Origin of the sequence: Chelativorans xinjiangensis (genome assembly GCF_009812055.1) — a bacterium.
In the GTDB taxonomy this organism is placed as follows: Bacteria; Pseudomonadota; Alphaproteobacteria; order Rhizobiales; family Rhizobiaceae; genus Chelativorans; species Chelativorans xinjiangense.
This window is the reverse complement of record NZ_WQNH01000047.1, coordinates 40,320-61,168: the sequence shown is the minus strand read 5'-3', so window position 1 is coordinate 61,168 and position 20,849 is coordinate 40,320. Positions and strand designations below refer to the sequence as shown.

At 64.1% G+C, this 20,849-nt stretch carries 21 protein-coding genes; 15 read left to right on the top strand and 6 right to left on the bottom strand.

What is annotated here, in order from left to right:
• The first annotated feature begins 26 nt into the window (after positions 1-26).
• The 7 genes from greA to GM910_RS22250 all read left to right on the top strand — a co-directional run bounded on the left by greA (position 27) and on the right by GM910_RS22250 (position 5,694).
• On the top strand, positions 27-500 hold the full coding sequence (gene greA, locus GM910_RS22280; RefSeq protein WP_159591631.1) for a transcription elongation factor GreA: 474 nt from the start codon (positions 27-29) through the stop codon (positions 498-500).
• A gap of 62 nt (positions 501-562) precedes the next feature.
• Positions 563-1,606: a glycosyltransferase family 4 protein gene (locus tag GM910_RS22275; protein ID WP_159591703.1), complete on the top strand. Its 1,044-nt coding sequence runs from the start codon at positions 563-565 to the stop codon at positions 1,604-1,606.
• Positions 1,603-2,349 carry a glycosyltransferase family 25 protein gene (locus tag GM910_RS22270; protein ID WP_159591628.1) on the top strand — a complete coding sequence of 249 codons (747 nt, stop codon included), beginning with the start codon at positions 1,603-1,605 and terminating at the stop codon, positions 2,347-2,349. Before GM910_RS22275 ends, GM910_RS22270 begins: the two co-directional genes overlap by 4 nt.
• Before the next feature lie 22 nt (positions 2,350-2,371).
• On the top strand, positions 2,372-3,046 hold the full coding sequence (locus tag GM910_RS22265) for a hypothetical protein (RefSeq protein ID WP_343033003.1): 675 nt from the start codon (positions 2,372-2,374) through the stop codon (positions 3,044-3,046).
• Positions 3,039-3,740 (top strand): glycosyltransferase, encoded by a 702-nt coding sequence (locus GM910_RS22260; RefSeq protein ID WP_159591625.1) that lies wholly within the window; start codon positions 3,039-3,041, stop codon positions 3,738-3,740. The genes GM910_RS22265 and GM910_RS22260 overlap by 8 nt, the downstream gene beginning before the upstream one ends.
• Before the next feature lie 203 nt (positions 3,741-3,943).
• Entirely contained in the window at positions 3,944-4,786 is an 843-nt protein-coding gene (locus GM910_RS22255; protein WP_159591622.1) for a hypothetical protein, read from the top strand.
• Positions 4,787-4,791: 5 nt separating this feature from the next.
• The gene (locus GM910_RS22250; protein ID WP_159591619.1) at positions 4,792-5,694 is read left to right on the top strand and encodes a hypothetical protein; all 903 of its coding nucleotides are present in this window, start codon (positions 4,792-4,794) and stop codon (positions 5,692-5,694) included.
• Between the two features lie 57 nt (positions 5,695-5,751).
• Here the strand turns inward: GM910_RS22250 and GM910_RS22245 are convergent, their stop codons facing one another.
• On the bottom strand, positions 5,752-6,225 hold the full coding sequence (locus tag GM910_RS22245; protein WP_159591616.1) for an Lrp/AsnC family transcriptional regulator: 474 nt from the start codon (positions 6,223-6,225) through the stop codon (positions 5,752-5,754).
• Between the two features lie 389 nt (positions 6,226-6,614).
• Here GM910_RS22245 and trxB point away from each other — a divergent pair, with 389 nt between their 5' ends.
• A complete protein-coding gene (trxB, locus tag GM910_RS22240) occupies positions 6,615-7,604 on the top strand; it encodes a thioredoxin-disulfide reductase (protein ID WP_159591613.1) in 990 nt (329 codons plus the stop codon).
• Positions 7,605-7,694: 90 nt separating this feature from the next.
• Complete coding sequence (locus GM910_RS22235) at positions 7,695-8,585, top strand: LysR family transcriptional regulator (protein WP_159591611.1); 891 nt, start codon at positions 7,695-7,697, stop codon at positions 8,583-8,585.
• Between the two features lie 241 nt (positions 8,586-8,826).
• Here GM910_RS22235 and GM910_RS22230 read toward each other — a convergent pair whose 3' ends face one another.
• From GM910_RS22230 to GM910_RS22220, 3 genes are all read right to left on the bottom strand, one after another.
• Positions 8,827-10,863, bottom strand: a complete 2,037-nt coding sequence (locus GM910_RS22230; protein WP_159591608.1) for an elongation factor G — start codon at positions 10,861-10,863, stop codon at positions 8,827-8,829.
• Positions 10,864-11,025: 162 nt separating this feature from the next.
• On the bottom strand, positions 11,026-11,961 hold the full coding sequence (locus GM910_RS22225) for a bifunctional helix-turn-helix transcriptional regulator/GNAT family N-acetyltransferase (RefSeq protein ID WP_159591605.1): 936 nt from the start codon (positions 11,959-11,961) through the stop codon (positions 11,026-11,028).
• 309 nt (positions 11,962-12,270) lie between these two features.
• On the bottom strand, positions 12,271-13,473 hold the full coding sequence (locus tag GM910_RS22220) for a pyridoxal phosphate-dependent aminotransferase (RefSeq protein WP_159591602.1): 1,203 nt from the start codon (positions 13,471-13,473) through the stop codon (positions 12,271-12,273).
• 299 nt (positions 13,474-13,772) lie between these two features.
• Here GM910_RS22220 and GM910_RS22215 point away from each other — a divergent pair, with 299 nt between their 5' ends.
• The 6 genes from GM910_RS22215 to GM910_RS22190 all read left to right on the top strand — a co-directional run bounded on the left by GM910_RS22215 (position 13,773) and on the right by GM910_RS22190 (position 19,763).
• The gene (locus GM910_RS22215; protein WP_159591599.1) at positions 13,773-14,645 is read left to right on the top strand and encodes an EAL domain-containing protein; all 873 of its coding nucleotides are present in this window, start codon (positions 13,773-13,775) and stop codon (positions 14,643-14,645) included.
• A gap of 97 nt (positions 14,646-14,742) precedes the next feature.
• Positions 14,743-15,351: a glutathione S-transferase family protein gene (locus GM910_RS22210; RefSeq protein WP_159591596.1), complete on the top strand. Its 609-nt coding sequence runs from the start codon at positions 14,743-14,745 to the stop codon at positions 15,349-15,351.
• A 129-nt stretch (positions 15,352-15,480) separates the two neighbouring features.
• Positions 15,481-16,800: a sn-glycerol-3-phosphate ABC transporter substrate-binding protein UgpB gene (ugpB, locus tag GM910_RS22205; RefSeq protein ID WP_159591593.1), complete on the top strand. Its 1,320-nt coding sequence runs from the start codon at positions 15,481-15,483 to the stop codon at positions 16,798-16,800.
• 70 nt (positions 16,801-16,870) lie between these two features.
• Positions 16,871-17,755 carry a sn-glycerol-3-phosphate ABC transporter permease UgpA gene (gene ugpA, locus GM910_RS22200; protein WP_159591590.1) on the top strand — a complete coding sequence of 295 codons (885 nt, stop codon included), beginning with the start codon at positions 16,871-16,873 and terminating at the stop codon, positions 17,753-17,755.
• A 10-nt stretch (positions 17,756-17,765) separates the two neighbouring features.
• A complete protein-coding gene (gene ugpE, locus GM910_RS22195; protein WP_159591587.1) occupies positions 17,766-18,614 on the top strand; it encodes a sn-glycerol-3-phosphate ABC transporter permease UgpE in 849 nt (282 codons plus the stop codon).
• Between the two features lie 3 nt (positions 18,615-18,617).
• On the top strand, positions 18,618-19,763 hold the full coding sequence (locus GM910_RS22190) for a sn-glycerol-3-phosphate import ATP-binding protein UgpC (protein WP_159591584.1): 1,146 nt from the start codon (positions 18,618-18,620) through the stop codon (positions 19,761-19,763).
• A gap of 6 nt (positions 19,764-19,769) precedes the next feature.
• Here the strand turns inward: GM910_RS22190 and GM910_RS22185 are convergent, their stop codons facing one another.
• Positions 19,770-19,991 (bottom strand): hypothetical protein, encoded by a 222-nt coding sequence (locus GM910_RS22185; RefSeq protein WP_159591581.1) that lies wholly within the window; start codon positions 19,989-19,991, stop codon positions 19,770-19,772.
• Between the two features lie 163 nt (positions 19,992-20,154).
• Positions 20,155-20,703 (bottom strand): methylated-DNA--[protein]-cysteine S-methyltransferase, encoded by a 549-nt coding sequence (locus tag GM910_RS22180; RefSeq protein ID WP_159591578.1) that lies wholly within the window; start codon positions 20,701-20,703, stop codon positions 20,155-20,157.
• Between the last annotated feature and the right edge of the window lie 146 nt (positions 20,704-20,849).

Sequence of the window (20,849 nt, the reverse complement as noted above, 5' to 3'; positions counted from 1 at the left end):
CGGATGACGTCAGGAAGGTGGTACAGATGAACAAGGTCCCGATGACCCTGGCCGGATATGATTCGCTGAAGGAAGAGCTGCGCTGGCGCCAGCAGGAAGAGCGGCCGCGCATCATCGAGGCGATCGCCGAGGCTCGCGCCCATGGAGACCTTTCCGAGAACGCCGAATATCACGCCGCCAAAGAGGCGCAGAGCATGAACGAGGGCCGCATCGGCGAGCTCGAGGATTTCATCGCCCGCGCCGAGGTCATCGATGTCAAGAAGCTTTCCGGCGATACGGTCAAGTTCGGGGCCACCGTGGTGCTCGTGGACGAGGATACGGACGAGGAGAAGACCTACCAGATCGTCGGCGACCAGGAGGCAGACGTGAAGTCCGGCCGCATCTCCATCTCCTCGCCGATCGCGCGGGCGCTGATCGGCAAGGGCGCGGGCGATTCCATCGAGGTCAACGCGCCGGGCGGCGCGCGCGGCTACGAAGTCCTCCGGGTGCAATACGGCTGAATATGGGGGCCGGGGCCGTGACGGCGGACGCCGGGGCGAGTGCTGCCGCCGCCCCGCCCGACATGCGCCGCGTGGAGGTGGTCGCGCCCAACTTCAAGCGCCGTCTCTCCGGCGTCACCAGCACGATCGTGCAGCTGGTTCCGCTGCAGGCGCGGGCGATGGGGGTTGCCACGCTGGGGCCGGGCCTACCCGCGGACCTGCCGAAGATGCGCTGGTGGCAGGTGCCCGCGCTTTTGACCAAGCCGGCGGAAAGGCCGTTCCGCATCTGGCATGCGCGGCGCAATACCGAGATGCTGGCGGGGATCCTTGCGAAGCACGTCTTCCGCGCGCCGCTCAAGCTGGTCTTCACCTCTGCCGCCCAGCGCGATCACCGTGCATACACCAAATGGCTCGTCCGCCGTATGGATGCGGTGGTGGCCACCAGCGCGCGCTCCGGCTCCTTCCTCAAGGTGCCGCATCGGGTGGTCATGCACGGCATCGACATCGAGCGCTTCCGCCCGCCGCGCGGGGCCGGGGACGAGTGGGTGGCCAGCGGCATGCCGGGGCGCTACGGTATCGGCTGTTTCGGGCGCATCCGCCACCAGAAGGGGACGGACCTTTTCGTTGCCGCGATGATCGAATTGCTGCCGCGCTATCCGGACTGGACGGCGCTGGTGTTCGGCCGGGCGACTGCGGAGAACAGCGCTTTCGCGGACGAGCTTCGGGGCCGCGTGCGGGATGCGGGGCTGGGCGATCGGGTCCGTTTCATGGGCGAGGTGCCGGATGTCGTGCCGTGGTACCGCCGCATCGCGCTGTGCGTGGCGCCCTCGCGCAACGAGGGTTTCGGTCTGACACCGCTCGAGGCCATGGCGTCGGGCACACCGACGGTGGCGAGCGATGCCGGCGCCTATGCGGAGATGATCGCGCCGGGAAAAACCGGCGTCGTTGTGCCGGCCGGCGATGGCACGGCACTCACCCGCGCCATCGAGGCCTATATGGCCGATCCGGCGACGGCGAAGCGGCAGGGCGGGGCCGCGCGCGCCCATGTGACCGCGCGGTTCGCCCTGGCGCGCGAGGCGGACGCGCTGGCGGAGGTTTATGAAGGGCTCTGGAAGGGGGAGGCATGAAGGCCGAGGCCTTCATCGTCCACCTTGCCCGCGCGCATGGCCGGGCGCGCCAGGTGGAGCGCCTGCGGCAAAGCCTGCCGCTGCCCGTCACGGTCATCGAGGCCGTGGACGGGCAGACGCTGCCCGAGGAAAAGGTCGCCGAGGTCTATAAGCCGCGGCTCCACAGGCCGTACTACCCCTTTCCGCTGCGGATTTCGGAAGTCGCCTGCTTCCTGTCGCACCGCGAGGCCTGGCAGGCGATCGTCGACCGCAAGCTCGACGCCGGGCTGGTGGTCGAGGACGACGTGGAGATCGATCCGTCGCGCTTCGCCGACGTGCTCGACCTGGCGCTCGCCCACGCGGGGCGGGGCGATCTCGTGCGCTTTCCGAAGAAGGCGCGGGGCGAAAAAGGCCGCGTGGCGGCACATTCCGGTTCGGCGCGCCTCATCGCTCCGCGCCACCCGCGCCTCGGCATGCAGGCGCAGATCGTCGGCCGCGATGCGGCCAAAGTGCTGCTCGCCTTCACGCACGTGTTCGACAGGCCTGTCGATACGACGGTGCAGATGCAGTGGCTGCACGGCGTGCGCGTGCTGAGCGCCATGCCGGTCGCCATCCGCGAAGTTGCTGAGGAGTTGGGCGGGACGACGGTGCAGGGGAAGGGAAAGCCGTTTGCTGAGGTTCTGGCGCGGGAGGTCCGCCGGGCGATCTATCGGGCGGCGGTAAGGGCCCGCAACGTTCTGGACCTGCGAATGCCGGCACGGTAGGCGTGGCGGACGAATGAGAGGCATGGTCGATATGGTCAGAAAGAGAGCATTCATCGTCGGCAACGGCTCTTTGCCTTTCGACATGTCAGAGCGTGTCGACGCCAGCGATCATGTCGTTCGCTTCAACGAGCCGAAGATGTCCATCGGCATGAGCGGCACAAAGACCAACTGGCTGTTCGTCGCCAATTCGGGAAAGCCGATGCAGCGGCGGCTGAACGACCCAAACTATCCCACTTCGCCGATCGTGCAGGCCGCAGACATGGTCTTCTTTCTCTATCACCCGAGAATTATACGCGACTACTTCATCCAGCCCAATTTCCTGTCGCGTCTCAAAGGGCGACGCGGAGACTGGACCCACGAGGCGCTCGCAATGTTCGGCGAGGCGGGCAAGACGGTGGCGATCCTGCCCCCGACCTACTACGAAGAGGGGTGCGCGGAGTTGGGCCTGACATCTGCGATGCTGACCAGCATGTTCCCAAGCTCCGGATACTTTGGTATCCGGTACGCGCTTGAGCGCCTTCCTGCTGAGGAATGGGATGTGGAGATTGCCGGTTTCAGTTGGCAAGGCTGGAAACGCCACGCCTGGGGTGATGAGCAGGCCTGGGTGAAGCAGAAGGCGGGGGAGCGCAATATCCGCATATGGTCGGTCGAAGAAGACCGGGCGGACTTGAACGAGAAGGACAAGGAAATTGGATAGAAAGCTCGATATTTATATCGGTTGGGATTCCCGTGAGCCAATCGCCTATGACGTTGCGAAAAAGACATTGATTGAGCGGGCTAGCATTCCCGCCGAAGTGCATCCGATAAAGCTGGCCGAGCTGGTGGAGAATGGCGACTATACGCGGGATGTCGACCCGCTTGCCTCTACCGAGTTTACCTATTCTCGCTTCTTTACGCCTTGGCTTGCCGGCTATCAGGGCTGGGCACTTTTCTGCGATTGCGACTTCCTCTTCCTGGACGATGTGGAGAAGCTCCTCGAATATCGCGATCCGTCGAAGGCGGTGTTGTGCGTCAAGCACGACTACACGCCGAAGGCGACGGTGAAGATGGACGGCAAGGTACAGACCAACTATCCGCGCAAGAACTGGTCTTCCTTCATGCTGTTCAACTGCGAGCATCCTTCCACCAGGAAGCTGACGCCGGAACTGATCAACCGCGAGTCCGGAGCCTATCTGCACCGCATGCAATGGGCCGCCGACGAGGAGATCGGTGGACTGCCCGAGGCCTGGAACTGGCTGGAAGGCTGGAGCGAGAAGCCGGCTTCTGGCACGCCGAGCGCCGTGCACTTTACCAATGGCGGCCCCTGGTTCAAGGATTGGCAGGACGTCGACTACGGCGACCTTTGGCGGGCCGAGGCCTCGAAGGTCGATCCCGACTGGAAGCCGATCTGAGGCTGCCCGTCCGGCACCGGACTAGGCGCGCTCTGCCGGCCGGCGGAGGGCGACCACAGCTTTCAGCCCCGTGCTGTTGGCCAGGTCGGCCTCCGTCGTGAAGACGGAAGATATCCCTTCATTCGCAAGAAGCTTTCGTCTATCAGGTTCTGCCAATGGCCGGACCTAGGCTGCTTTATTTCCGTCAAGGGACAAAATTGCACATGACAGACACGCACGTTGTCAACGTCGTCACGACCATGCACCGCGGCGGCTATGAGCAATATGGTCAGATCATGGTACGGACTTTCCTCGAACATTGGCCGGAAAATGTACGGCTCACCGTCTATGCCGAAGATTTCGAGTTGCAGGAACACTCCGAGCGCCTTGAGGTCGTCGACCTGCATCAAGCATGCCCAGCCCTTGTTGCCTTCAAGGAAGCCAACAAAGCCCCCTGGCAGAACGGGGTGACGGGATCGAGCGCGGCAAAAGAAGCACGCGTGAAGCTGACGGATAAGTACCATTTCAAGTACGATGCGGTGAAGTTTTCCAACAAGGTCTTTGCGTATTGCGCTCAGGCATCGCGCACAAATTCCCGCTATCTCGTGTGGCTCGATGCCGACACGGTGACGACAAAGCCTGTTCCGGAAGACTTTATCACCTCGCTTGGCGATGCCTTTCTAATCTATCTCGGCCGCCGCTACACCCACAGCGAGTGCGGGTTCCTGCGCTTCGACATGAGCCATTCCAACGCGCTGGAGTTCTTCAGGGTTATGCAGGCAATGTATGAGTCGGGGGAGATTTACACACTCAATGAGTGGCATGACTCCTTCGTCTTCGACGTGGTTCGCAGCGTCCTGTGCGCAGCGGGCACAATTGATGCCGAGACAATTGCCCGTTACGACGTTGCACGTCATCCGTTTGTGCACTCGGTTCTCGGAGCCTACATGGACCACTTGAAAGGTGGTCACGCCAAAAAGCTTGGCAAGTCGAGCTTGCGCTCCCGGGGGATGGAACCGCTGCCGCGCAAAATTCTCCGCAAACTTGGACTTGTGGAGGACGTCTAGCAATCGTGACCCTCTACGGCTTCCACACCGGAGTTGGGCTGAGCCCCACCGTAACGGGGGCTTTCTGCCGCGGTGCGAAGGCTCCCCTGCGACACGTATCGACTTTCCTCGAGGGTGGGCTTCCCGCCGACGCAGCGGCGGTGGCGATGTACGGCATACTCCGTGGTACGGGCCTGCTCTACAGGTATTCTCAAGAACGGAAGATCGACTTCTACTACATCGATCACGGCTATTTCACTCGAAGCACGCATTGGCTCGAGCGGCTCGGTCGCTCACACCGATGGTTCCGTGTGACCATGAATGGCCACGCCACAAATCGGATGACGGACGGGGACAATGATCGGTTCCGGCGCTATTTCGCCAATCACTACCCTCTCTTGCCTTGGCGCGGAGGAAAAGGCGATGCCATCCTTATCCTGCCGCCCACACCGGCTATCCGCTGGTTCTTCGGCTGTAGCAATTGGCGCGAGGAGACCGTCCGTCGTATCCGGTGCTTCTCCGAGATGCCGATCATCTGGCGTGAAAAACCCGGCGCAAAAAACGTTGATGAATGGGGGAATCCGGACGGGACGTTTTCAGAACCCGCCCCTCCGGCCGATCCAAATCTAACGGTGAGCAGCGGCAGCCTGCAAGACGACCTTGATCGTGCAGCGGTCGTCGTTTGCTTCAACAGCAACGTGGCGGTTGAGGCCATTCGACAGGGTATTCCGGTGCTTTGCGAAGAACACTGCGCGGCCCATCCCATCCGCTTTCCCTGGGAGGCGCTTGCCAGTCCGCGGATGCTGCGCATCGAGCCCGACCGGCAGACCTGGTTTGCACATCTAGCCAACCACCAGTTTTCGCTATCCGAACTTAAAAGTGGCTATGCGTGGGAGCATCTTAGAAGCCGTTCACAAACCTATAATTGAATGCGATGAACGCGATATTGTCGCTGATGACGGCGGCCACCTGGCGCAGCCCGGCACTCACTCAATCGCCACCAGCCCCTCGTCCTTCACCTGCCGGATCGTCAGCGCCGTCCTTACCGTGTCGACGTTCGGCGCCGAGGTCAGTTCCTCGATGACGAAGGTCTGGAAGGTGCCGAGGTCGGTGGCCACGCAGTGCAGGAGAAAGTCCGAATCGCCCGAGACCATCCAGGCGCGGCGGACGATGGGCCACTTGCGGGTGCGCTCGGCGAAGGTTTTCAGCTCCACCTCCGACTGGTGGTGCAGGCCGATGAGGCAGAAGGCGACGACGTCGTAGCCGAGCGCCGGGCTGTTCAAGAGGCCGCGGTAGCCCTTGATGATGCCGCTCTCCTCCAGCCGCTTCACCCTGCGCAGGCAGGGCGGGGCGGAAATGCCGACGCGCCGCGACAGTTCGACGTTGGTGATGCGCCCGTCGTCCTGCAGCTCGCGGAGAATCTTCCAGTCGATGGCGTCGAGGTCAGCCTTCAACGGCATGCAGCTCCCCTGTCCTGCGGCGATGCGCACGAATCTGTCGTATTTGCGAAATAAAACTTATGGCATACGCTCGCCTGAGCCAAGTAAGTTGCCTAGTGGTGCGATCCTGACAGATGGTACCCATCTGTCAGGACAAATCGCCCCACCAGATTAATAGCTTGTGGGCCGGCTTTTCCAAACGGATGGGTACCCATCTGTTTGGGTCAGGCCACTTGCACGATCCGCATTTTATAGCCGGCGCCTTCGGCAGAACAGGCGCTGCGCGACAACCGGTAGCTGTTGGAAAACCGTTCTTCGCCTTGCGCGAAGGGGTATGGAATAATTAGATCGATTGCGGCTCGCGGCGCCTGCCGCGCGGCCCGTTGGGATATTGAAAAGGACTTGGAGCCATGACCAGCCGCCACGCGCCCGTTCTCATCGTCGGATCGGGACCGGCAGGATACACCGCGGCGATCTATGCCGCGCGCGCCATGCTGAAGCCGATGCTCGTCGCCGGGCTGGAGCAGGGCGGCCAGCTCATGATCACCACGGACGTGGAGAACTATCCTGGCTTTGCCGAGCCGATCCAGGGGCCGTGGCTGATGGAGCAGATGCGCGCGCAGGCGGAAAATGTCGGCACGGACATCGTCAACGATCTCATCGTCTCGGCAGACCTCAAGCAGCGGCCCTTCCGGCTCGTCGGCGATTCGGGCACGGTCTATACCTGCGATGCGCTGATCATCGCCACCGGCGCCAAGGCCAAGTGGCTGGGCCTTCCTTCGGAAGAGACCTTCATGGGCTTCGGCGTGTCCGCCTGCGCCACTTGCGACGGTTTCTTCTACCGCGGCAAGGACGTGGTGGTGATCGGCGGCGGCAACACGGCCGTCGAGGAGGCGCTGTATCTCGCCAACCTCGCCAGGAAGGTGACCGTCATCCACCGGCGCGACGAGTTTCGCGCCGAGCGCATCCTGCAGGAGCGGCTCTTCCAGAAGGGCAATGTCGAGGTGATGTGGGATACGGTGATCGAGGAGATCACCGGCGAGACGCCCAAGCCGCCGCTGCCGCCGTCCGCCACCGGCATCCGCGTGCGGAACGTGAAGACGGGCGAGGCGAAGGAGCTGCCCATCGACGGTGTGTTCGTGGCGATCGGCCACGCGCCGGCTGTGGAGCTTTTCGAGGGTCAGTTGAAGCAGAAGCCGAACGGCTATCTATGGACCGAGCCGAATTCCACGCGCACCGACATGCCCGGCGTCTTCGCCGCCGGCGACGTGACCGACGACATCTACCGCCAGGCGGTGACGGCGGCGGGGCTCGGCTGCATGGCGGCGCTGGAAGCGGAAAAGTATCTGGCGGAGATGGAGACGCACCTGCCTGCGCCGGCCGTAGCGGTGGCGGAGTGAAGGCGCTTCTGAGGGCTTCGGCAGGCGAAGGCCGGGAGGCGGCTGAGTAGAAAGACGGCAAACGCCTAAAAATAAAAGGGGAACTCGGCGTTGGATTGGGACAAGCTAAGGGTATTCCACGCTGCTGCTGCTGCGGGATCCTTCACTCATGCGGCGGAGACGCTGCATCTTTCGCAATCGGCGATCTCGCGCCAGGTGAGCGCGCTCGAGCAGGAGGTCGGCGTGCCGCTTTTCCACCGGCACGCACGCGGCCTCGTGCTGACGGAGCAGGGCGACATGCTCTATCGCACCGCCCACGAGGTGCTGATGAAGCTCGAAAGCGCGAAGGTGCGCCTTTCGGAGACGAAAGACCGGCCTTCGGGCCTTCTCAAGGTGTCGACCACCGTCGGGCTCGGCACCGGCTGGCTGACGGAGCGGCTGCCGGAGTTCGGCGAGCTTTATCCCGACATCCAGCTCCAGCTCATCCTCGACAACGAGGAGCTGGATCTCACCATGCGCCAGGCCGACTGCGCCATCCGCATGCGCCAGCCGCAGCAGCCGGACCTCATCCAGCGCAAGCTGTTCACCGTGCATTTCCACCTCTATGCCGCGCCGGCCTACGTCAACCGGCACGGCAAGCCGGCTTCGATCGACGATCTCGACCGGCACCGCATCGTCACCTTCGGAGAAGCGGTGCCGGCGCATCTGAGCGACATGAACTGGCTGGAGACGGCGGGGCGGCCGGAGGGCACGAAACGCAGCGTCGGCCTGCAGATCAACAACATCCTGTCGATCAAGGTCGCCGTGCAGCGCGGCGCCGGCATCGCCATGCTGCCCGATTATGTTGTGGGTAACGAGAGCGGGCTGGTGCAGCTTTTGCCGGAGACGGCGGTGCCTTCCTTCGACACCTATTTCTGCTATCCCGACACCATGAAAAACCAGGCAAAGCTGCAGGTCTTCAGGGATTTTCTCATCTCGAAATCGCGCACCTGGTCCTTCTGATGCAAGATCTGCCAATTGTTCCATGCAAAAATGCATGGCTGAAATGCAAAAACCCGTGGTTGTTATTTGAGCAACGAATGCTCATATCTTGATCACTCCCGGGGGTGTTCTCCTCCCATTTGCCCCCGCGAGTGTTCCCCTCTGGAGGTTTCGCCTTAAATGGCACTTCCAACGACTGGGCCGGATCTTCGTGATCCGGCTCTTTTTTTTGCGCAGGTTCTACTCCCAGGAGGAGGGCGGTTCAGGCCGCCTTGCCTCTCCCGTTCAGCACCTCGTCGGCCAGCCGGCCCGTAAGCTCGGCCATGTGGTCGAAGCTGGCGCGGTAGGTGGCGGCGCCCGCCGTCGCCGAGCGCAGCTCGATGATCAGGTTGCCGATCTCCGCCTCGGGGATCATGGCCTCCACCACGTCCCAGCCCGGCCAGTCGGTTCGCGTGTCGAAGCCGAGGATCTGCCCGCGCCTTTGCGACAGGATCGCCGTTACCCGGGCCGTCGCCTCCGACGGCGTGTCGACCTCCACCTTCAGCACCGGTTCCAGCAGCACGGGGCTTGCCGCCGCCAGGGCCTCGCGCATGGCCAGACGAGCGGCAAGCTGGAAGGCCATGTCGGAAGAATCGACCGAGTGGTAGGAGCCTTCGGAGAGGTTCACCGCGAGGTCGACCACGGGGAAGCCGAGCGGCCCGCCCTTCAGCGCTTCGCGCACCCCGGTTTCCACCGAAGGGATGTACTGCTTGGGCACCACGCCGCCGGTGATGGTCTCGGTGAACTCGAAGCCGCTGCCGCGCGGCAGCGGGCGGATTTCCAGCACCACGTCGCCGAACTGCCCATGGCCGCCCGACTGCTTCTTGTGGCGGCCGCGCTGGGTGACTGCCTTGCGGATGGTCTCGCGGTAGGGGATCAACGGCGGGCGGGTCTCGACGGCGATCTGGAACTTATCCTCCAGCCGCTCCCTTGCCACCCGCAGATGCATCTCTCCCTGACCGCCGAGCACGGTCTCGCCCGTGTCCTGGTTCTGCTCCAGGACGAGCGAGGGGTCTTCCTGCAGGAGCTTCTGCAGGGCGGTCGAAAGCTTGACCTCGTCCTTGCGGTCGCGCGGGTTGAGTGCCATGGCGAAGACCGGCCGGGGAGCCTCCAGCCGGGCGAGCTGCGCCGCAGCGGCCTTGCCCGCCGACAGCGTATCGCCGGTGTTGGCGCCGTCCAGCTTGCCGAGGGCGACCGTCTCGCCTTCGCCGGAGGACGAAAGCTTGACCTGCTCGCGGCCCGTCAGCCGGTAGAGGCCGGAGACACGGCCGGCGCCGGCAAGCTCCATCCCGTCGGTGGCGCTGCCGCAAAGCACCCGGGCGACCGAGATCTTGCCGCCATGGCCGGTATGGATGGTCTTCATCACCTGAAGCACGGTCTCGCCGCCGTCGACGCCCAGCCTTCGGCGCGTGGCGGTGACGTCGGGAGCGTCGTGCCGGACGGCCTTCAGGAGCCTCAGAACGCCATTGCCCTTTTCCGCCGAGCCGATCAGGACCGGGGTCACCGCTCCCTCGCGCAGATCGGCCGCAAGGTCGTCGAAAACCGCGTCGCGCGGCGGCTCGATCTCCTCCAGAAGCTGCTCCATCAGCATGTCGTCGTGGTCGGCCAGCGTCTCCAGCATGGAGAAGCGGGCCTCGATCTCGCGCGCCTTCTCGTCGTCGGGGATAGCGGCGATCTCGCTCTCCGCATGCTCGCGGTAGATGTAGGCGCGCTCCAGCGCCAGGTCGATGGAGCCGACGACGATGCCGTCCTTGCGCAGCGGGATCTGGCGCAGGAGCAGCGGATTGCCGCTCGCCGGCTGCAACAGCTTCAGCGTGTCGCGCACGCCGGCCGCACTCTTGTCGATCTTGTTGAGGAAGAGCATGCGCGGCATGCCCAGTTCGTCGAGCCGCCGCAGGATGAGTTGGAGGGCCGGCAGCTTCTTGTCGTCGGCCTCGGTCACCACCACGGCCACGTCGGCGGCGGCCAGCACCGGCTCGGCTTCCTGCGCAAACTCCACGGAGCCCGGGCAGTCGACGAAGGTCATGCTCTCACCCATGAAGCTCGTGGTGGCGAAGGTGGCCTCCACGCTCATGGCGTGCTCGCGCGTTTCCCCGTGACTGCCGGCCCCGTGGCTGCCGGCCCCATGACTGCCAGCTTGGGCGCCGGCGCCGGTGCGCGCAAGTATGGCTTCGAAAAGTGTGGTCTTGCCGCTTTCAAGGGGGCCAAGAATGGCGATGCATTTTGGCCCCGTGTGTCTTTCTCCCGCGCGGTTTCCCATGATTGCCGACCTCCTCTCACGCGTTCTCTCATGAGCGGCGGCCGGCCTCGCTCGGCCGTCGCGCGGGCGGATACCGTTGGCCGGTATTCCGCCGTCAAGGCATCGTCACACGAGAGGGGAGAGAGAGCAAGTGGAAGAAGGGCCGAGGCAGCGAGGTGCCGATCACAAATCGAGGACCCAGGTCTGGCCGACAAGGTCCTTGCCGAAGGAATGGTGAGGCTCCTCCTTCTCCAGCCGGAAGCCGGCCGCCTGGTAGATGCGGCGCGCGGAGACCAGGATGTCGTTGGTCCACAGCGTCAGGCGCTTGTAGCCCCTGGCGCGGGCGAAGGCGATGCACTCGTCCACCAGTCTGCGGCCGAGGCCAAGGCCGCGCGCGGCGGGCTCGACGTAGAGCAGCCTGAGCTTGGCCGTCTCCTCGGACGCCCTGACGAGGAAGACCGAGCCGACGATCCCGCCGTCGCGCTCGGCGATCCAGGAGGCTTCGAAGCGTGGATCGAAATTGGTCACGAAGGCGCTCAGGATTTCCGCGACGAGCGCCTCGTAGCTTTCGTCCCAGCCGTATTCCTGATGATAAAGCAGCCCCTGGCGGTGGATGATCCAGCCGATATCGCCGACCCGCAGCGGGCGGAGGGCGTAGGGGACCTGGCGCTCCGCCGCCGCGCCCAGAAGACGCTCCACCGTCCTCATCGCTGCCGTCAGGGTCTCCCGGTCAGCTGCGGAAAGCGGGGCGAGCAGCGCCTCCACCAGGTCGCGGGCGGCGCGGTCGAGCGGCTCGAAGGCCCGGCGACCCTCCTCCGTGAGCTCCAGATGGGACTGCCGGGCGTCTTCGGCGGAAGGCTGCCGTTTCAGGAGACCGCGCCGCTCGAACTTCTTCAGCATGCGGCTCAGATAGCCCGCGTCGAGACCGAGATCGTTGCCGAGGACACTGGCGGTCAGACGGTCCCTGTGCGCCAGCTCGAAGAGAACGCGGGCCTCCGTCAGCGAGAACTCGCTTTTGTACATGCCCTCTTCGAGCACGCCGATCTGGCGCGTGTAGAAGCGGTTGAAGCGTCTCATGGCGGCGATCTGACTTTCCGAGGGCGCTTGGACAGGCTGCATGGCACGACCTCCTTGCGGCCAGTGTGGGGTAATTAGTTGACTGAGTCAAGTAATTGTGTGTCGTGAGGAGGTTCCGATTTGCGGGTGTTCTCAAGGAAATGTCGGCGCCCCTTCGCGCCCCCCTCTGTCCTGCCGGACATCTCCCCCGCGAGGGGGGAGATCGGCCGTCGCGACGACTTTCGCTAACCGCCAATGTTGCAGGAAGGGTGCCGGAGCAAACAGCCGGCGCAATCTCCCCCCGTGTGGGGGAGATTGCGCCGGCTGGACAGAGGGGGGCGCGAAGGGGCGCGGGCTTGTCGGAGCGACCGCCTACCGCAGTTCCGCCGTAAAGCGCTGGATGCGGCTGCAGGCTTCCTCCAGCAGCGCCTCCGAGGTGGCGTAGGAGATGCGGAAGTTGGGGCCGAGGCCGAAGGCCGAGCCGTGCACAACCGCCACGCCCTCGGCCTCCAGAAGCTCGGAGACGAAGTCGGCGTCGTTCTCGATCACCTTGCCGGAGGGCGCCTTCCGGCCGATGGTGCCGGCGCAGGAAGGATAGACGTAGAAGGCGCCCTCGGGCACCGGGCAGTCGATGCCGCGCGCCTGGTTGAGCATGGAAACCACGAGATCGCGGCGGCCCTGGAATATCACCTTGTTGCGCGGGATGAAGTCCTGCGGGCCGGTGAGCGCTTCAAGCGCCGCCCACTGGCACATGGTGGCCGCGCCCGATGTCTGCTGGCCCTGGATCATGTCCATGGCTTTGACAAGCTCGATAGGGCCTGCCGCATAGCCGATGCGCCAGCCGGTCATGGCGTAGGCCTTGGAGACGCCGTTCATGGTCAGCGTGCGCTCGTAGAGCCGCGGTTCCACCTCGGCGATGGTGCGGAAGGCGAAGTCGCCGTAGGTCAGGTGCTCGTACATGTCGTCCGTCAGCACCCAGACATGCGGGTGCTTCAGGAGCACGTCGGCGAGCGTCTTCAGCTCTTCGCCGGTGTAGGCCGCGCCAGACGGGTTCGACGGCGAGTTCATGATGAGCCACTTGGTCTTCGGCGTGATGGCCTTTTCCAGCGCCTCCGGCTTAAGCTTGAAGCCGTCCGCGAGCTTGGTCTCGGCGAACGTGGCCGTGCCGCCGCAGATCGCCACCATCTCGGGATAGCTCACCCAGTAGGGCGCCGGGATCACCACTTCGTCGCCGGGGTTCAGCGTCGCCATCATGGCGTTGAACAGGATCTGCTTGCCGCCGGTGCCGACGATGGTCTGCTTCCAGTCGTAGTCGAGGTTGTTCTCGCGCTTGAATTTGCCCGCAATCGCCTCGCGCAGCGGCTGGATGCCGGAGACCGGCGCATACTTCGTCTCGCCGCGCTTGATGGCGTCGATGGCTGCCTGCTTGATGTTGTCCGGCGTGTCGAAATCAGGCTCGCCCGCGCCCAGTCCGATGACGTCGCGGCCCTGGGCCTTCAGCTCGCGCGCTTTCTGGGTCACCGCGATGGTGGCGGAGGGTTTTACGCGTGAAAGGGCATCGGCAAGGAAAGCCATCGGTCAATTTCTCCAGCGGGATTTCGCGTCTCGATCCGGCCTGGCCAAGACATGCCTTAATGTCCGATCGCGCGGCAATTCGCAAGGGTGCGGGCGGGTTCGGCGTGCATTGCGACAAGCCTGAAAAATGCGCTTTATTTTTTTAACGAGGGTTCAATCGTTCGATGCAAGGTTCGCCGCCACAGGGATACTGGGGGCAGGCGGTGACGCACGGGACAAGTTCAACACAGACCATCCGGTGGGGCGCCGGTGCATGCAAGACCGCACTGCGCGCTCGTTGCCGGGCGGGGAGCTGAGACGTGGCCGACGCAGACAGCCTTGCCAGACGCATCGACCAGGCGATTCTTGTCGATGAGGTCGGCATCGAGACCGGCCGCTACGGGCCTTATTTCGTGAAGACCATGTACCAGCCGGTCTTCCGCAACACGGCGGGAGAGTTGGTGCCCTGCGGGGTGGAGGGGCTGGCGGGACCGCACAAGGACGGCCGCCCCGTCAGCACGCGGGCGTTCTTCGCCGACGTGACTGCCGCGGACGATACGCTTTTCGTCGAAAATCTCTGTCACACGCTGCACTTGCGCAATTATCCCAATATCGGCGCCGACGGGCTGATGGTCTTCATCAAGCACTATGCCAGTGCCGATTTCGGGTTGCAGACGGCTCTCGATCAGGTCGACGGGATGATGCGGTTCCTGGACGAGATCGCGGTCGATCCGGCGCTTGTCGTCTGCGAGATCGCCGAGACTGCGGACGAGGGCCTGATGATGGACCTCGCCGCCGAATTGCGGCGCAACCGCATCCGCCTCGCCGTCGACGATTTCGGCGTCGGGCGCTCCACGTTCACCCGCGTGAGGCTGCTCGACCCGGAGGTCGTGAAGATCGATGGCGGGTGGTTCCGCCGCATCGCCAGGGTGGCCGTCGCCACCAGGCTTCTGACGTCGCTTGTCGATGCATTGCGGCGCGAGGGCCGGCTGGTTCTGATCCAGGGCATCGAAACGCCGGCGCAGTTGCGGGTGGCGATCGAGACAGGTGCCGACCTCATGCAGGGGTATCTGCTTGGCCAGCCGAAACTTGCCGGTTCGCTCTTCAAAGCGGAGCGGATGGACGTCAGACACCTGCTCGCTCCGGAAGACCGCGTGGTGCCGCTTTTCGCCAACCGCGACCACTCCGCCTGACCGCTTGCCTCAACTGCGCTGATGGATTCCTGCAGGATTATTCATTCGTCGCGGGAAGCGCGGCTCTGCTATCGAATGCGGGCAAGAGGAGCGCGCGATGAAACTCTATGGAATGACCGACAGCGGCAACTGCTACAAGCCGAGACTGCTTCTGGCGAAGCTTGACGTCCCTTACGTCCATGTCGAGACCAGTTCGCGCGACGGCACGACCCGCAAGCCCGACTATCTGGCCAGGAATCCCAACGGCAAGGTGCCGCTTCTGGAGCTCGACGACGGGCGGTATCTGTCCGAATCGAACGCCATCCTGCTCTACCTCGCGGAAGGTACGCGCTTCCTGCCGGCCGATGCCTATGAGCGCGCGCTGGTCCATCAATGGCTGTTCTTCGAGCAATACAGCCACGAGCCGAACATCGCCGTCCGCCGGTCGCTCATCCGATATCCCGAAAGGGCGGCGATGGCGACACCGGAGAGAATGTCGGCGACGCTCAAAGGCGGCAACCAGGCACTCGGCGTCATGGAGCGGCAATTGTCGCAGACGCCGTTCTTCGTCGGCGAACCTCTGACGGTGGCCGACATCGCGCTCTATGCCTATACGCACGATGCCGGGGTGGGCGGCTACGACCTTGGTGCCTTTCCGGCGGTTTCGGCCTGGCTGAAGAGGGTGGAGGCCGATCCGGGCCATGTGCCGATGGAGCATACGCCATAGGCGGGGAGAGGCACCCGATACGCTCCCTCCCAACCTTCACAGCTTTACCCAGGGCTGTCATGCAAGCGTTATAGAACGTCGTCAAAAGGGTCCCCATCCAGTCAACGGATAACAATGAGGGAGACCCCAATGACTCGCACGTTTCTTCTGGCGACGACCGCCATGATCGCCTTGCCCTTGAGCGCACAGGCGCAAACCAAGGTCGAATGGTGGCATGCAATGGGCGGCGAGCTCGGCGCGAAGCTCGAGGAGATCGTCGCCGGCTACAACCAGTCGCAGGACCAGTACGAAGTGGTGCCGGTCTACAAGGGCACCTATCCGGAGACGATGACGGGGGCGATCGCCGCTTTTCGCGCCGGCCAGCAGCCGCATATCGTCCAGGTGTACGAGGTGGGCACCGGCACGATGATGGCCGCCGAGGGCGCCGTCTATCCCGTCTACAAGCTCATGCAGGATGCTGGCGCCGAGTTCGATCCGGCAGCATATCTGCCGGCGGTCGTCGGCTACTACGCCGATACCGACGGCAACATGCTGTCGATGCCGTTCAATTCCTCGACACCGATCCTCTACTACAACAAGGACGTGTTCGAGAAGGCCGGCCTCGATCCTGAAAAGGCGCCTGAGACTTGGGCGGAAGTCGAGGAAATCTCCAAGAAGATCATGGAATCCGGCGCGGCCCCCTGCGGCTTCACGAGCGGCTGGATCTCCTGGGTACAGCTGGAAAACCTTTCGGCCTGGCACAACCAGCCGATCGGCACTCTGGAAAACGGCTTCGCCGGCCTCGATACGGAGCTGACCTTCAACGGCCCGGTGCAGGTCAAGCATTGGGAGAACATGAAGCGGTGGCAGGACGAGGGCGTCTTCCAGTATGGCGGCCCTGTCGGAGGCAACGACGCACCGCCGAAGTTCTATGCCCAGGAGTGCGCGATGTACATGAACTCCTCGGCCTCGCGCGCCGGCGTTGTGGAGAACGCCAAGGACTTCGAAGTGGGCTACGGCATGCTGCCCTACTATGATGACGTGGAGGGCGCGCCGCAGAACTCCATCATCGGTGGTGCCACCCTGTGGGTCCTCGCCGGTCACGAGGACGAGGAGTACAAGGGCGTCGCGGACTTCTTCAACTATCTTTCCTCGGCTGAGGTGCAGGCCGACTGGCACCAGTTCAGCGGCTACCTGCCGATCACGACGGCCGCCTACGAACTCGGCAAGAGCCAGGGCTATTACGCGGAGAACCCCGGCACCGACGTCGCCATCAGGCAGATCACGCTGAACGCGCCCACGCCGAACTCCAAGGGTCTGCGGTTCGGCAACTATGTCCAGGTCCGCGACGTCATCGACGAGGAGTTCGAGCACCTTCTTTCGGGCGGCAAGTCCGCGCAGGAAGCGCTCGACGCGGTGGTGGAGCGCGGTAACGCGCTGATCCGCGACTTCCAAGCCTCCAACAGCTAGGCGGTCGATCCTCACCCTTCGTGAAGCCCGCGCCACGGCGCGGGCTTCCACCTCATTTCGAAGTCTTCATATGCAGACCAAGCGCACAATCTTCGGCAACCGCGTACTGCCTTATGCGCTGCTTTTGCCGCAGCTCGCCATCACTTGCGTTTTCTTCCTGTGGCCGGCCGGACAGGCGTTTCGCCAGTCCTTCCTGCGTGAGGATGCCTTCGGGTTCAAGACCCGGTTCGTCTGGTTCGAAAATTACGAGAAGCTGTTCGCCGACCCGCTGTATCACAACTCGCTTTGGGTGACGGTCGTCTTTTCGCTTGGCGTCGCCTTTCTGTCACTCGTCGCGGCCCTCATCCTGGCTCTGGCGGTGGATCGCACGCTGCGCGCAGCGCGCACCTACACCACGCTTCTGGTTTGGCCCTACGCCGTCGCGCCGGCGGTCGCCGGCATCATGTGGTGGTTCCTGTTCAACCCGACGATCGGCATCCTACCCTACATGCTGGAGATGCTCGGGTATAACTGGAATCACCGCAACTCGTCGGTCGACGCGATGATCCTCGTCATCATCGCCGCGAGCTGGAAGCAGATCTCCTATAATTTTCTTTTCTTCGTTGCGGGACTGGCGGCCATCCCCCATTCGTTGGTGGAGGCGGCGGCGATCGATGGAGCCGGGCCCTTGAAGCGCTTCTTCACGATCATCTTCCCGCTCCTTTCGCCGACCACTTTCTTCCTGCTCGTCGTCAACGTCGTCTACGCCATGTTCGACACCTTTGCCGTGATCCACGCCACCACCGAAGGCGGGCCGGCGCAGTCGACCAACATCTTGGTCTACAAGGTGTTCGAGGATGGTTTCATCGGCCTCAACCTCGGTTCCTCCGCCGCGCAATCGGTGGTGCTCATGGCCATCGTCATCGTCCTGACGGTCATCCAGTTCCGCTGGATCGAGCGGCGGGTCCAATACTGAGAGCCGAAAAATGGTCGAGAACAGGCCTCTCCTGAATCTGCTTTCGCATCTGGTGCTGATCGCCGGCGTGATCGTCGTCGCCTTCCCGGTCTATGTTGCGATCATCGCCTCCACGCGCGGTCCGACCGACTTCCTGTCGGGACTCGTTCCGCTGCTCCCCGGCCCGCACACGCTGGAAAACTATCACCGGATCCTGTTCTCCGGCGTGTCGACCTCCGGCGCGCCGCCGATCGCGCTGATGATGACGAACAGCCTCGTGATGGCGCTCGCCATCGCCATCGGCAAGATCGCCATCTCCCTCATTTCGGCCTTCGCCATCGTCTATTTCCGCTTCCCCTTCCGGCAGCTCGCCTTCTGGACGATCTTCATCACGCTGATGCTGCCGGTCGAGGTGCGTATCGTGCCGACCTTCAAGGTGGTGGCGGATCTCGGCCTGCTCAACTCTTATGCCGGGCTGTCGATCCCACTGATCGCCTCGGCGACGGCGACCTTCCTCTTCCGGCAGTTTTTCCTGACGGTTCCCGACGAGTTGACGGAGGCGGCGCGGGTGGACGGTGCCGGACCGCTGAAGTTCTTCCGCGACATCCTGCTACCGCTGTCGCGGACCAACATCGCCGCGCTCTTCGTCATCCTCTTCATCTACGGGTGGAACCAGTATCTGTGGCCGCTGCTGGTGACCACCGATCCTGGCTATTACACCGTCGTGATGGGCATCAAACGTATGGCGGAGGTGGCCGACGCGGTCCCGCAATGGAACATGGTCATGGCGACGGTGGTGCTGGCCATGCTGCCGCCGGTGGTCGTGGTGGTGGTGATGCAGCGGTTCTTCGTCAAGGGCCTGGTTGAAAGCGAGAAATAGATCATGAGTGCAATAGCCATCCGCGGCGTCAGGAAGAGCTACGGCAAGACCGAGGTGATCCACGGGGTGGACATCGACATCGCCGATGGCGAGTTCATCGTCATTGTCGGCCCGTCGGGCTGCGGCAAGTCGACGCTGCTTCGCATGGTAGCGGGGCTGGAGACGATCACCGAGGGCACCATCGAAATCGGCGGCCGAGTGGTCAACCGGCTGGAGCCGGGCGAGCGCGACATCGCCATGGTGTTCCAGAACTATGCGCTCTATCCGCATATGAGCGTTTACGACAACATGGCCTACGGGCTGAAGATCGCCGGCCTTTCCAAGGCCGATATCCGCGCCCGCGTCGACAAGGCGGCGACCATGCTGCAGCTTCAACCCTTCCTCGAGCGCAAGCCGCGCCAGCTTTCGGGCGGGCAGCGCCAGCGGGTGGCCATGGGCCGGGCGCTGGTGCGCGATCCGGCTGCTTTCCTTCTCGATGAGCCGCTATCCAATCTCGACGCCAAGCTGCGCGTGCAGATGCGGCTCGAGATCAAGCAGTTGCAGCAGTCTGTCGGCACCACGGCGCTTTACGTGACCCACGACCAGGTCGAGGCGATGACGCTGGCCGACCGGCTGGTGGTCATGCACGACGGGGTGGCCGAGCAGATCGATACCCCCATGGCCGTCTATGCCCGGCCGGCCACCACCTTCGTCGCCGGCTTCATCGGCTCGCCGGCCATGAACATGCTGTCGGTGGAAGCGGCGGGCAGCCGCGGCCTCACGCTCGCCAACGGCCGGACGGTGAAGCCGCGCGACATCCGCCTGCCGGAAAAGGGGCGGAAGGCGATCCTCGGTGTCAGGCCGGAACACCTGACGCCGGTCTCCGGCGCCAATGCCGATCTGGAACTCGACGTGGCGGCGGTGGAGACGCTGGGTGCGGACACGCTGGCGCATGGACGGCTTGCGGGTGCTGCGAACGGCAGCGGTGAGTTGGTGGCGCGCTTGCCGGGAAGTACGCAGGTGCAGCCGGGCGACCGGCTGCCGCTTGCCATCGAGCCGGGGATGGTGCATCTGTTCGATGCGGAAACCGGCGCTAGGCTGGAGGAGCTCGACCTGCCGGCCAGGCCGGCGCGGACGGCCAAGCCGCTTGCCGAGGCGCTGAACGCTTGAGGCGCGTCAGGCGACGGCGCGCAGCCGTTGCGCCCTTCTTTCAGGCACCGCGCGCATCGTGTCGAGGACGGCGTTGAGTTCGTCCATATCGACGTAGAAGGCGCGGGCGAGATGGACCGGGATCAGCTCTTCCGGTATGCCCCGCTCCATCATCTTGGCGACCGCCAGCATGAGCTGCGCGCGCTCCGTCAAGCGGGATTTGATGCTGTCTTCCCTTAGGTGGCGCATGGTTCTTCCCCCTGGCTGAGTGGCACGGACCAAGGCGTGCCGTCATGCCGAATACGCGGCTGCACGAAACGGAAGTACACGGCCGCCGAAGCGCGGCGGGGAGGGCGAATCAGCCCAAAGCCATTATGCCCGGTGCGAATCGGGGCGCAAGGCTCGCCACGCCTTAGAAAGTGAAGGAGGCCTGCGCAGGCTCCGCGTCGGGCGGGACGGCGCGTTCGAGCGCCAGCATCTTGCGCTTGGTGGTCGTGCCGCCGGGGGCGGAGAAGCCGCCGAGCTTGCCGCCCGCCGCCAGAATGCGGTGGCAGGGCACGATGAGGGGGATGGGGTTGCGGCCGAGCGCGGTGCCGGTCTCGCGCGCGGCCTCGGGAAAGCCGGCCTCCCCGGCCAGCGCGCCATAGGTGGTGGTCTTACCGTAGCCGAGCCTGCGCGCCGCCCCGTAGATGGCGCGGCGGAAGGGATCGACGCCTTCGAGATCGACGACGACGGCGGAGAAATCCTCGCGCTCGCCGGCGAAATAGCGCGTGGCGGCGGCGACGACCTCTGCCGTTGCGCCGGACGGCGCGGCTTGCCTGGAGCCGGGCAGGCGTTTCCTCAGCGCCTCGGCCGCCTGGGCGGGGGCCGCCATGGGAAGCGTGAAACGGGCGATGCCGCGCGCGGTCCACCCGATGCCGCAAAAGCCGAAGGCGGTCTCGAAGACGTGATGAGAGATCATGGGGTGCTCCACGGCGATTCCGCACGGCGGGCATGATAGCGGCGGCAAGGTACAAATCAAGAACGAATGTGGCCGCACCCATTGAAGATTGAACGGCTGGCACCGGTGTTGTATGGACGGCAGGTGGGGGCGATGATCGATATGGA